Below are 11,761 nucleotides of genomic sequence, written 5' to 3'. Positions count from 1 at the left end.
TCGAGTGCGCGACGATGGCGGGATGGTGAGCATCGAGGATGTGCGGGCGATCGCCCTCGCCCTCCCCGGCGCGGTGGAGGCCGTGAGCGGTCACACCGGCGCAGCGGCCTGGAGGCTCAAGAGCGGCCAGTTCGCGTGGCTGCGGGGCCCGACCGGGGCCGATCTGCGGCAGCTCGCCGAGATCGGCCGGGACTGGCCGGAGGGGGCGGTGCTCGCGGTGCGCGTCGCCGACCTCGGCGAGAAGGAGGCGCTGCTCGCCGCCGAGCCCGAGGCGCTGTTCACGATTCCGCACTTCGACGAATACCCCGGGCTGCTCGTGCGGCTCGACGTCGTCGACCGGGACCGGCTGGAGGAGCTCATCGCCGATGCCTGGCTGGTGCGGGCGCCAGCCAGGGTCGCGAAGGACTGGCTCGCGGAGCGCGGGCTGGACTGAGCATCGCCCGCGGGCGTCCGGTCGCGGGCGATGCTCATCCCGCCGCGGTCAGGAACGGGCGTGCGGCGTCGAGGAACGCCCGCGGCTCGTCGGCCCAGAGACGGATGCGCGTGACCTCGTGTTCTCCACCACGCGGAGGGAGGCCGGGAAGCCGGATCGCGAGCGGGCGCTCGAGCTCGATCTCGATGTTCGTCTCGTCCTGCATCCGTTCGGCGTACTCGGCCCCTGTGTCGGAGGGGGTCACGCGGGGCTGCTTCGGCTGGTCGATGCGCTTGGCGATCGCGACCGACGCGACCGCCTCCCAGGGAATGGGGACGTCGACCTCCAGACCGCTCCGCACGTGGATGCCGTCCGAGGCCACCGCGTGCGGTCGGAAGAGCATCGCGCAGAGCAGCCCCAGCATCCACGTCAGGCCCCAGATCCCGATGATCAGCAGCGGGATGCGCACGGCCGGCCACGGGTGCACGATCAGGTCGAGGATCGGGATCTCGACGGCGGACAGCACGATGAAGACGAACAGGATCGTCAGGATCGGCCGGTGGTAGCTGAGCCCGGTTCCGCCGGCTGGGACGGCGGGACGGCGAGCGATCGCGCGACCGATGCTGGCATAGACGCGTCCCTCGGCATGGAGCGCGCGGCGGAGTCCGCCGAGCACCCGCGCGCCTCGAGACGGCGCCGCCGCGTGGGTCCGGGTCGGGCCGGTCCGGCTCGGGTCGGTGCTCATCGTGCCGCCGCCGTCGTATCTGCCGCCGTGGGTGCCGCGGATGCGCCTGACGGATCGGACGCTTCCGCGGTCTCTGCTCCGACCGCCTGCGCCACGAGCACCTCGAGGTGGGCGGCGATCATGCCGATGCCTCTCTCGACGGCGTCGCGGTCTTCCGGCGCGACGGCCCCGACGAGGGTCGCGTTGAGTGCGGCGTGCTCGTTCTGCATCTGCGTCATCGTGGCCGCCGCCGACGGGGTCAGCTCGACCAGCACCGCGCGTCGATCGGTCGGATGCGGCGTGCGACGGACATGACCGGATGCCTCGAGCGCATCGACGAGTCCGGTGATGTTGCGCGGCGTGACCTCGCACAGGCGGGCCAGCCTCTGCTGCGTCGACGGCCCGGCATGGTGCAGCGTCCACAGCAACTGCACACGCGCCGTGGTGAGGCCGGTGCCGGCGAACGCGCGCGCCATGTCCTTCTGGAAGAGGTCGGCGATCTGCAGCAGGCGGTCGAGGAGCAGCTGGTTCATGATTGTGATGCTACTGCATTGTTACCTCTCTTCACTAATTTGTATCGCGCACGGGCGCGCACGCCACTGGATCGCGTCCGAGGGGTGCACTAGAACGGGAACATGACCTCAGACGTGAGCGGTATCGGCGGCCTCTTCTTCCGCAGCAGAGATCCGGAGGCGCGGGCCGCCTGGTACAAGGAGCATCTCGGGATCAGCGCCGGCCACACGGGGATCTGGCAGCAGGAGGCGGGCATGACGGTGTTCGCCCCGTTCCCCGCCGACAGCGACTACTTCGCGGCCGACCAGCAGTTCATGCTGAACCTGCGCGTGGCCGACATCGAGCAGCTCGCCGCGCGGCTGGAATCCGAGGGCATCCCGGTGGAGCGTCGGGACGAGTGGAACACCGCGGAGTACGGCACGTTCGCCCGCATCCACGACCCCGAGGGCCTCGCGATCGAGCTGTGGCAGCCGCCGGCGGAATCCGCCTGATCGGACGCCGTCCCCGCGCTCAGGCCGGATCGAGCCGCAGCACCTCGGGGGACTCCCCGCCCGCGAGGTCGTCGGCGATGCGGATGCTGCGCGCCAGCTCGTCGAGCGCTCCGATCAGCGTTCCGAACCGCTCCTTGTCGCTGCACACCGCGGTGAGCGTCACCAGATGCGTCCCGGTGTCCCAGGTGTACGTCGCGAACGGGGGCGACGACGGCGAGGGCGGCATCGGCACGAGCAGCTTCTCGCCCACGCCGAGCCGGGTGGGGAACGACTCGGTGTCGTCGTAGTCCATCGGCATCGAGGCCCGGGCGATCCGCACGTCCGGGGTCAGCACCTGCGCGGTCGCCATCGCCACGACCAAATCGGGCTCGGCCTTCCACGTCCACACCAGCACGCGCCCGTCGGCCCGCTTCATCAGCATCGGCGCCGCCTGGCTCATCGCCCACGCGCCGAACCGCGATCCCGGGCGCTCGGTGGCGCCCACGGCGGCATTGACCTGACCGAGCAGCATCCGGATGGCGGCCTTGCGGTGTCGGCGGCCCCTCCATCCGAGCGAGTCCGTCACGGGAATCCACAGCTGGGGATCGGCGTCGGCAGTCAGTCGCATGCCTCCACGGTAACGGCTGGTGCTGGGTGATGCCGGTACGCCTCGGCCGCGCGATCAGGGCCCTCGGGTAGAGTGGCCAGCGCCCGACCAGGGCTCCTCCTTGGCCGCCACATCGTAAGGCAGCATGTCTGTGACCTCCTCCGACGATCCGATCGATCCGTCGAGCGGCCCCGCCGCCGAACCCGCACCCCGCCCGCTGAAGATCGTGATCGGCTGCGACACGTTCGCGCCCGACATCAACGGCGCCGCCCGCTTCGCCGAGCGCCTCGCCGCCGGCCTGGTGCAGCGCGGGCACGATGTGCATGTCGTCGCCCCCAACCAGGCCTACCGCCGCGCGCAGCCGCACACCGAGGTCATCGAGGGCGAGCCGATGACCCTGCACCGACTGCCGTCGGTGCGCTGGGCGCCGCACGACTGGCTGCGCTTCGTGTGGCCGTGGCGCTCGAAGCCCTACGCCCGCAAGGTCATCGACCAGGTGCAGCCGGATGTCGTGCACATCCAGTCGCACATCGTGATCGGCCGCGGTCTCGCGTACGTCGCGCACGAGCGCGGCATCCCCGTCATCGCGACCAACCACGTCATGGCCGAGAACATCCTCGACCACACGACCATGCCGAAGTTCATCGACGACATGGTGCTCAAGTTCGCGTGGGCCGATGCCAAGCGCACCTTCGATCTGACGCGGGCGATCACCACGCCCACCCGCCGCGCCGCCGACTTCCTGGAGAAGACGGTCGAGGTGAAGGGTGTGATCCCGGTCAGCTGCGGCATCGATCGCACGCAGTACACCCCGGTGATCGCCCCGCGCGAGAAGAACCGCATCATCTTCGTCGGCCGCCTCACCGCCGAGAAGCAGGTCGAGGTCATCCTCAAGGCGATGACCGAGCTCGACCCCGCGCTCGAGACGACGTTCGACATCGTCGGCGGCGGCGACCAGCGCAAGCAGCTCGAGAACCTCACGACCCAGCTCGGCCTCGCGGACCGCGTCACGTTCCACGGACGCACGTCCGACGAGGAGCTCCGCGCCCTGCTGTCCCGGGCGAGCCTGTTCGTGATCGCCTCCATCGCCGAGCTGCAGTCCATCGCCACGATGGAGGCGATGGCTTCGGCCCTGCCGATCGTCGCCGCGGATGCCGTCGCCCTCCCGCACCTCGTGCACGACGGCGAGAACGGCTACCTCTTCGAGCCGGGCAACGTCACGGAGCTCGCGGCGCGCCTGACCGACGTGCTCACCGCGGAGCCCGCGGAGTACGAGCGGATGCAGCGGGCCTCGCTCGACGGTGTCGCGATCCACGACATCAACCGCACCCTCGACACGTTCGAGGCGCTGTACCGCGACGAGCCGCTGCCGGAGTAACCCGCCATGCACGGTACCCCCATCGGATCGCGCCGCGGTGACGCGGCGGCGGCGGAGTAACCCGCCATGCACATCGTCTTCTTCGGCGATCAGCACCTGGACTCCCTCGGTGGAGCGCAGGTGTCGATGCGGCTCCAGCGGGAGTTCCTCGAACGCGCCGGTCACACGGTCACGGTCGTGGCTCCGAAGATGCACGGGTCGCGCACGTCGTCCGGCTCCCACGGCGGGGCGTACATCGACCTGCCCTCGATGCCGATCACGGTCGACCGCGAGTACTCGATGAGCTGGCCCGGACGCGCGACCGACCGCTTCCTCGACCGCGCCATGACCCATCGGCCCCCGGTGGATCTGGTGCATGTGCAAGCCGACTTCTGGGGTGCGTTCATCGGACACCGCTACGCTCAGCGGCACGGCATCCCGGTCGTGCACACCATGCACAACCGCGTCGACGTCGGGATCGCCGCCGTCACGCCGCTGCACCGCCCGGTGCTGGCCGCCCTGAACGCCTGGCGCCGCATCGCGATGCGCGGCATCGGGAGCCCGGTGCGGGGCGGCGACGGCTGGGCCTTCCTGCGCGGACTCGCGCTCGGTGCCTCAGCCGTGACCGCCCCGTCGACCCATTTCGCCCGGCGCCTGGAGCAGCACGACGTCTTCCCCCGCGTGGACGTGATCTGGAACGGCATCGACGACGACCTGCGCGAGCAGACCCTCGCCGCCGGACCCGCGGAGCGCGAGCCCGGACGCCCGCGCTTCGTCTGGCTGGGACGCATGAGCCCCGAGAAGCGCCTGCTGCCGTTCCTCGAGGCGTTCGTCGCGTCCGGTGTCGACGCCGACCTGGAGATCATCGGCGGCGGGGCGCAGCGCTCGGCAGCCGAGAAGATCGTCCGGGGGCGCGAGGGCGTGCGCTTCGCCGGGCGCCTGACGTATCCGCAGACCCTGGCGCGGATCGCTGCCGCCGATGCCCTCGTGCAGACCTCGATCGGTTTCGAGACCCAGGGCATGACCCCGTTCGAGGCGGCGACGCTCGGAACCCCGTCCGTGATCTGCGACCCCGACATCGCCGCCGAGCTCGGGGGCGGACTCTGGGCCGTGCCGGATGCCGGCGACCGGCGGAACGCCCGTGAGCGCGAGGCGCAGCGCACCCGCGCACTCGCCGAGACGCTGCGGCGCGCGGCATCCGACATCGCGGGCGGCACGGCACCGGTCCCCGTCCCCGAGGTCGCCGACGCCTTCCGCCAGTCGTCCCGCACGGCGGCGATGGTCGAGGTCTACGAGCGCGTGCTCTCGGCGCGCTGAGGGTGAAGGCGACTCCGATAACCCCGGCTCGGGCGATGGTCGAGGTCTACGAGCGCGTGCTCTCGGCGCGCGCTGAGGGGCTGCTGAGCCGCCTCAGAAGTAGCGGAGCGCGACCATGATGACCCCCGTGAAGGCAACTCCGATCACCCCGACTCCGGCGATGCCGATCGCGATGCCGGTGAGCAGCCGCGATGCGGCGCGACGCGCGGCGATCAGCCCGAGCACCAGTGCCAGCGCGTAGCCGAAGAAGCTGAAGAACCCGATCCCGTTGTCGATGACGAGCATGAACTCGTATCCGCCCGTGCCGCTGTAGACGAGCGGTCGCGCGAGCGAGGCGATCAGGTTGATGGCGAAGGTGGCCACCGCGATGACGAAAGCTGTCCGTCCGAGCGGGTTGCCGCCGCGCGCCTGTGCCGGCGCTGCATACGGCCCCGCATACGGCCCCGGATATCCCGGAGCGGAGGGCGTGAACGCCTGTGCCACGGGGGCTGCGGTCGGATACCCCGGCGGCGGCGCGGTCGGATACGCCTGAGGTGCGCCGGGCGCGGCGGGTCGGGCCTGCGGCGCGGCCGTCGACAGGGTGGCGCCGAGGTCATGCGTCCCCGCCGGATACTGCGGTTCCGCGGGTAGATGCGGAGCGGCCGGCGCCTGCGGGGTCGGCTGCGCGGACGACGGCACGGGAGGCTGCTGGGGGTCGCTCATGTCGACGAGCGTAGCCCCGGCGGTCATGAGGCGCACGGGAGGATGCCCGTTCTCGTGCGGAGGCAGGAGATCAGCGGTAGCCGTGCCCGGACTCGGCCTGCTGGGTGATGTCGCGGCCGGCGAGACGGTTCCAATCGGTGGGGTTGCGGCGGTAGCCGTCACGGCGCAGCTCGATGACGGTGGCGACGGCCGCCCACACGATGAGGGCGATGAGTGCGATGAGGAGTACCATGGCAGAAACGCTACGTTCGATGCCGAACCGCCACGAGTGGCAGACAAGACGATGAACGTATGAAAACTGCCAATCGGGGAGTGTGCATGAAGACGGTCGCCTGCGTGATCCAGGACGGGTTCGCCCCCTTCGAGTTCGGTGTCGCCTGCGAGGCGTTCGGTCTGGACCGCGCCGACGACGGGGTTCCGAACTTCGACTTCCGCATCGTCGCCCCCCGCGCGGGCGTCGTGAGATCGAAGATCGGGTTCTCGGTCAACGTCGAGCACGACCTGTCCTTCGCGTACGAGGCCGACCTCGTGGTGTTCTGCCCCGTGCCCCGGGAGAGCTGGGGCGACATCGATCCGCTCCTGCTCGACGTCGCGAGGGATGCCGTCGCTCGCGGCGCCTGGGTCATGAGCGTGTGCAGCGGCTCCTTCATCCTCGCCGCGGCCGGGGTGCTCGACGGGCGTCGCGCGACCACGCACTGGATGTACGCGCACGTCATGGCCGACATGTACCCGCAGATCGACATCGACCCCGACGTGCTGTTCGTGCAGGACGACAAGATCATCACGAGCGCGGGCACCGCCGCCGGCATCGACGCCTGCCTGCACCTGCTCCGCCAGGAGGTGGGCGCCGAGCTCACGAACCGCATCGCCCGCCGGATGGTCGTGCCGCCGCAGCGCGACGGCGGTCAGGCGCAGTTCATCGATCGGCCGATCCCCGTCGTCCCGACGGACTCCCTCGCGGCCGTCGCCGACTGGGCGGTCGAGCATCTGCGCGACGACCTCGGCGTCGACCAGCTGGCGGCCCGGGCGCTGATGTCGCCGCGCACCTTCGCCCGACGTTTCAAGGCCGAGTACGGGGCGACGCCCGCGGCCTGGCTCGCGCGGCAGCGCATCATCCACGCGCAGCGGATGCTGGAGCGCACCGACCTCCCGCTCGAGCACATCGCCGACGAATGCGGCTTCGGGTCGGCGGCCGTGCTCCGGCAGAACTTCGCCCGGGTGCTCGGGCTCACGCCCACCGCCTACCGGGCGCGGTTCTCCTGCGCCGAGGATTCGGCGGTGCCGGCCGCCTGATCCGGGCGCCTGACTCGGGGCCCGCGGCTATTCGGTCCAGTGGGCGGGCGACGGCAGGGCCACGTCGCGCACCTCGACGCCCTCGGCGGTCACCGAGGCCACGCAGTAGAGCAGCGACTGCGTGGAGTAGCCGTGCGGGCGGTTGTCACGGATGATCGCGCGGTCGTCTTCGGGCGGGAGCTCGGTGGATGCCGCGAGCAGTGCGGTCCACTCCGTCGTCCAGTCCGCACTGTCCGCAGTCGGGCCGAGCGAGCGGAACTCCGGCAGCCAGGCCGCGATCCGCGGGGTCGTCGCATCGTCGAGGTCGTCGTGGGCGATCATGTGCGTGCCGGGGACGATGGGGGTCTCCCGCAGCTCGACGCCGTCCCAGGACAGCACCCGGGCGCCCTCGGGGCCGACCTCGAGCAGGTTGAAGCCGTGCATCTGCAGCGGCGCGACGGGGGAGCGGCCGAGGACCGACTCGAGGGCGAGGGAGCCGCGGGAGACGGCATGACCGTCGGTCAGGTCGCGCACGTCCGCACGGTTGAGCAGCACGGCCAGCCGGCGTTCGGCGGGGTTCGCCGCGAGCCACGCCCCGCCCGCGCGGCGATCACGGATGCCGATCACGCCGGGGTAGTCCTCCGGCCACCAGGTGCCGAGCGAATCCCAGGCCCGTAGCGGGTCTTCGTCGCGCACGGCCAGCAGTCGTGCGAATCCGGCATCTTCGACATCGATCACGACCGTGCACACGCGCTCAAGTCTAGGTCGAGCGGAAGACGTCGGCCCGAGCGGGTGGATGCTGGGGCAGAATCGAGACGTGAACATCGTCGTCGGAGTCACGGGCGGCATCGCCGCGTACAAGACGGTGCACCTCGTGCGCCTGCTCACGAAGGGTGGGCACGACGTGACCGTGGTGCCCACCGAAGATGCGCTGCGCTTCGTGGGGCTGCCGACCTGGGAGGCGATCAGCCGCCACCCGGTCACCACGAGCGTGCACGAGGACGTGGCGAAGGTGCGGCACGTCGCGCTCGGGCAGGCCGCGGAGCTCGTCATCGTGGCGCCCGCCACCGCGAACTCGATCGCGAAGATCACCGCGGGCCTCGCTGACGACCTCCTCGGCACCACGCTGCTCGCGACCGAGGCGCCGGTGCTGATCGCCCCGGCCATGCACGCGGAGATGTGGCGGAACCGGGCGACGCAGGCGAACATCGCGACGTTGCGCGAGCGCGGTGTGCACCTCGTGGGTCCGGCCGACGGGGAGCTCGCCGGGGGCGACAGCGGCCCGGGGCGGATGGCGGAGCCCGAGGAGATCTTCGCGGCGGCACAGGCGCTGCTGACCCCGGGTGATCTGGCCGGCGTGCGCGTCGTGGTCTCGGCGGGCGGTACGCGCGAGCCGATCGATCCGGTGCGCTTCCTCGGCAACCGCTCCAGCGGCCGTCAGGGCGCGGCGCTCGCCGCGGAGGCCGCCGCCCGCGGAGCCGAGGTGACGCTGGTGTCGGCGAACATCTCGGGTGACGTGCTCGCCGAGGTACGGCATCCCGCGATCCGCGTCGTCGTCGTGGGGGCCGCCGCCGAGCTCGCCGACGCGATGAAGCGGGAGGCCGTCGAGGCCGACGTGGTCGTGATGGCCGCCGCGGTCGCCGACTACCGCCCGGCCGCGGTCTCGGAGCGCAAGCTCACCAAGGAGGGTGGGGGAGTCCCCGCGATCGAGTTGATCGAGAACGAGGACATCGTCGCGGCCCTGGCCTCGGCACGCCGCCCGGGTCAGCTTGTCGTCGGCTTCGCGGCGGAGACTCCGGAGGATGAGGCCGAGCTGCTCGCGCGCGCTCGCGGCAAGCAGCAGCGCAAGGGTGTCGACCTGCTCGTGGTGAACGAGGTCGGCTGGGAGCGCGGTTTCGAGAGCGCGGAGAACGCCGTCCATATCCTGGGCCCCGACGGTGCGGTGTCGGCGACCGCATCGGGTTCCAAGCGCGCTGTCGCGTCCGCGATCTGGGACGCGATCGTGCGGGAGCGCTGACGGGAGGCGCGGACTGGAGGAGAAACTCGGCGAGTGCTAAACTTGAGTCAACAAGACTCAACTTTGACCCCGCCTCCCGCCTCCCGATCCGGAAGGCGGGAGACGACCAGAAGGAGCATCTCCAGGAGGAGCGCATGACCACCCCGCAGACCGGTAACCAGAATCAAGACCAGCAGTCCGCCCTCGAGCAGTTCGGCATCAACCTCACCGATCGTGCACGGCAGGGCAAGCTCGACCCCGTGATCGGACGCGACAGCGAGATCCGTCGCGTCAGCCAGGTGCTCACCCGCCGCACGAAGAACAACCCCGTGCTGATCGGTGAGCCCGGCGTCGGAAAGACCGCCGTCGTCGAGGGACTCGCCCAGCGCATCGTCGCGGGTGACGTCGCGGAGTCCCTCAAGGACAAGGAGCTGGTCACGCTCGACATCTCCGCCCTCGTGGCCGGTGCCATGTATCGCGGGCAGTTCGAGGAGCGGCTGAAGCAGGTCCTCAAGGAGATCACCGAGTCCGACGGCCAGGTCATCACGTTCATCGATGAGCTGCACGTGCTGATGGGCGCCGGGGGTGGCGAGGGCTCCGTCGCGGCCTCCAACATGCTCAAGCCCATGCTGGCCCGGGGCGAGCTGCGTCTGATCGGCGCGACCACGCTCAACGAGTACCGCGAGTTCATCGAGAAGGATGCCGCGCTCGAGCGCCGCTTCCAGCAGGTCTATGTCGGCGAGCCCACGGTCGAGGACACCATCGCGATCCTCCGCGGCCTCAAGGGACGGTACGAGGCGCACCACGGAGTGACGATCTCCGACAGTGCGCTCGTCGCGGCAGCCGCGCTGTCGAGCCGGTACCTCCCCGCGCGGCAGCTGCCGGACAAGGCGATCGACCTGATCGACGAGTCGATGTCGCGGCTCAAGATGGAGATCGACTCCTCGCCGGTCGAGATCGACCAGCTCAAGCGCCAGGTCGACCGGATGAAGCTCGAGGAGCTCGCGCTCAAGCGGGAGAAGGACGCGGCGTCCAAGGAGCGCCTCGGCGCTCTGCGCGAGCAGCTCGTCGGCCTGGAGAAGCAGCTCGCCGAGCTCGAAGCCCGCTGGGCGCGCGAGCGCCAGGGCCTGAACCGCGTCGGTGAGCTGAAGAAGCAGCTCGACGACGCGATCACGCAGCGCGACCTCGCCATGCGCAACGCCGACTACACGAAGGCCTCGAAGCTGGAGTACGAGACCATCAAGCGTCTGGAGCGCGACATCGCCGAGGCCGAGCAGGCCGAAGCCGCGACCCCCGCGGAACCCCGCATGGTCAACGAGCAGGTCACCGACGAGGACATCGCCGCCGTGATCGCCGCGTGGACCGGCATCCCCGTCGGACGTCTGCTGCAGGGCGAGAGCGAGAAGCTGCTGCACCTGGAGAACGAGCTCGGCAAGCGCCTGATCGGCCAGAAGGACGCCGTGAAGGCGGTGTCGGATGCCGTCCGGCGCTCGCGCGCGGGCATCAGCGACCCGGGTCGCCCGACCGGTTCGTTCCTGTTCCTCGGCCCGACCGGCGTCGGCAAGACCGAGCTGGCCAAGGCGCTGGCGGAGTTCCTCTTCGACGACGAGCACGCCATGGTGCGCATCGACATGTCGGAGTACGGCGAGAAGCACTCGGTCTCGCGGCTCGTGGGTGCCCCTCCCGGGTACATCGGCTACGAGCAGGGCGGTCAGCTGACCGAGGCCGTGCGTCGTCGCCCGTACAGCGTGATCCTGCTCGACGAGGTCGAGAAGGCGCACCCCGAGGTGTTCGACGTGCTGCTGCAGGTGCTCGACGACGGACGTCTGACCGACGGTCAGGGGCGCACGGTCGACTTCTCGAACGTGATCCTGATCCTCACGTCGAACCTCGGCTCGCCGATCCTCATCGACCCGGTGCTCGCACCCGATGAGAAGCGCGACCAGGTCATGGCCCTCGTGCGGCAGGCGTTCCGTCCGGAGTTCCTGAACCGCCTCGACGACATCGTGATGTTCTCGGCGCTGAGCGAGGACGACCTCGCCCAGATCGTGGAACTGTCGATCGACCAGCTGCACAAGCGTCTGAAGGACCGCCGGCTCACCCTCGCGGTCACCCCGGACGCCCGGTCGTGGCTCGCCGAGCGCGGCTACGACCCGATGTTCGGTGCCCGGCCGCTGCGCCGCCTCATCCAGAGCGAGGTGCAGAACAAGCTGGCGACCGCGCTGCTCTCCGGCGGCGTGCACGATGGCGACACCGTGCGCGTCGACATGGCGGCCGACGGCACCGGACTGGTGCTCACCTCGACCGCGCCCGAGCCCGTTCCGACGGACGAGCCGGACGAGGACGAGGTGATCGAGGCGGAGCTCCTCGACGACTGATCGTGTGTCGGGT

Annotated in this window: 13 protein-coding genes; 7 read left to right on the top strand and 6 right to left on the bottom strand. The window is 70.6% G+C overall.

All coding sequences use genetic code 11. The features are described from left to right. The first annotated feature begins 22 nt into the window (after nt 1–22). Nucleotides 23–433: an MmcQ/YjbR family DNA-binding protein gene (locus AC07VM_RS05930; protein WP_494910357.1), complete on the top strand. Its 411-nt coding sequence runs from the start codon at nt 23–25 to the stop codon at nt 431–433. Nucleotides 434–467: 34 nt separating this feature from the next. Here AC07VM_RS05930 and AC07VM_RS05925 read toward each other — a convergent pair whose 3' ends face one another. Together AC07VM_RS05925 and AC07VM_RS05920 are read right to left on the bottom strand one after the other, a co-directional pair. After that, nucleotides 468–1,157 carry a hypothetical protein gene (locus AC07VM_RS05925; protein ID WP_494910356.1) on the bottom strand — a complete coding sequence of 230 codons (690 nt, stop codon included), beginning with the start codon at nt 1,155–1,157 and terminating at the stop codon, nt 468–470. Then, the gene (locus tag AC07VM_RS05920) at nt 1,154–1,669 is read right to left on the bottom strand and encodes a MarR family winged helix-turn-helix transcriptional regulator (protein ID WP_267416251.1); all 516 of its coding nucleotides are present in this window, start codon (nt 1,667–1,669) and stop codon (nt 1,154–1,156) included. Before AC07VM_RS05920 ends, AC07VM_RS05925 begins: the two co-directional genes overlap by 4 nt. Nucleotides 1,670–1,771: 102 nt before the next feature. Here AC07VM_RS05920 and AC07VM_RS05915 point away from each other — a divergent pair, with 102 nt between their 5' ends. After that, complete coding sequence (locus tag AC07VM_RS05915; RefSeq protein WP_494910355.1) at nt 1,772–2,140, top strand: VOC family protein; 369 nt, start codon at nt 1,772–1,774, stop codon at nt 2,138–2,140. Nucleotides 2,141–2,159: 19 nt separating this feature from the next. Here AC07VM_RS05915 and AC07VM_RS05910 read toward each other — a convergent pair whose 3' ends face one another. Then, nucleotides 2,160–2,747 carry a hypothetical protein gene (locus AC07VM_RS05910; protein ID WP_494910354.1) on the bottom strand — a complete coding sequence of 196 codons (588 nt, stop codon included), beginning with the start codon at nt 2,745–2,747 and terminating at the stop codon, nt 2,160–2,162. A gap of 124 nt (nt 2,748–2,871) precedes the next feature. Between AC07VM_RS05910 and AC07VM_RS05905 the strand changes: the two genes are divergently transcribed. After that, nucleotides 2,872–4,104, top strand: a complete 1,233-nt coding sequence (locus tag AC07VM_RS05905) for a glycosyltransferase (RefSeq protein WP_267416247.1) — start codon at nt 2,872–2,874, stop codon at nt 4,102–4,104. Between the two features lie 66 nt (nt 4,105–4,170). Continuing rightward, nucleotides 4,171–5,400, top strand: coding sequence for a glycosyltransferase (locus AC07VM_RS05900; protein ID WP_494910353.1), 1,230 nt, complete (start codon nt 4,171–4,173; stop codon nt 5,398–5,400). 93 nt (nt 5,401–5,493) lie between these two features. Here AC07VM_RS05900 and AC07VM_RS05895 read toward each other — a convergent pair whose 3' ends face one another. Together AC07VM_RS05895 and AC07VM_RS05890 are read right to left on the bottom strand one after the other, a co-directional pair. Continuing rightward, nucleotides 5,494–6,102, bottom strand: coding sequence for a hypothetical protein (locus AC07VM_RS05895; RefSeq protein ID WP_267416245.1), 609 nt, complete (start codon nt 6,100–6,102; stop codon nt 5,494–5,496). Nucleotides 6,103–6,172: 70 nt separating this feature from the next. Further along, complete coding sequence (locus AC07VM_RS05890; protein WP_267416244.1) at nt 6,173–6,334, bottom strand: hypothetical protein; 162 nt, start codon at nt 6,332–6,334, stop codon at nt 6,173–6,175. A gap of 86 nt (nt 6,335–6,420) precedes the next feature. Between AC07VM_RS05890 and AC07VM_RS05885 the strand changes: the two genes are divergently transcribed. Next, a complete protein-coding gene (locus AC07VM_RS05885) occupies nt 6,421–7,395 on the top strand; it encodes a GlxA family transcriptional regulator (RefSeq protein ID WP_494910352.1) in 975 nt (324 codons plus the stop codon). A gap of 27 nt (nt 7,396–7,422) precedes the next feature. On the opposite strand, the gene AC07VM_RS05880 is transcribed toward AC07VM_RS05885, so the two are convergent. Beyond that, complete coding sequence (locus AC07VM_RS05880; protein ID WP_267416242.1) at nt 7,423–8,124, bottom strand: NRDE family protein; 702 nt, start codon at nt 8,122–8,124, stop codon at nt 7,423–7,425. Between the two features lie 67 nt (nt 8,125–8,191). Between AC07VM_RS05880 and coaBC the strand changes: the two genes are divergently transcribed. Together coaBC and AC07VM_RS05870 are read left to right on the top strand one after the other, a co-directional pair. Further along, nucleotides 8,192–9,391 (top strand): bifunctional phosphopantothenoylcysteine decarboxylase/phosphopantothenate--cysteine ligase CoaBC, encoded by a 1,200-nt coding sequence (coaBC, locus tag AC07VM_RS05875; RefSeq protein ID WP_494910351.1) that lies wholly within the window; start codon nt 8,192–8,194, stop codon nt 9,389–9,391. 134 nt (nt 9,392–9,525) lie between these two features. Next, the gene (locus AC07VM_RS05870; RefSeq protein WP_267416239.1) at nt 9,526–11,748 is read left to right on the top strand and encodes an ATP-dependent Clp protease ATP-binding subunit; all 2,223 of its coding nucleotides are present in this window, start codon (nt 9,526–9,528) and stop codon (nt 11,746–11,748) included. The last annotated feature ends 13 nt before the right edge of the window (nt 11,749–11,761 follow it).

The organism is Microbacterium sp. GW821-FHT01D02 (assembly GCF_059422585.1).
This window is presented reverse-complemented; position numbering and strand designations above follow the sequence as displayed.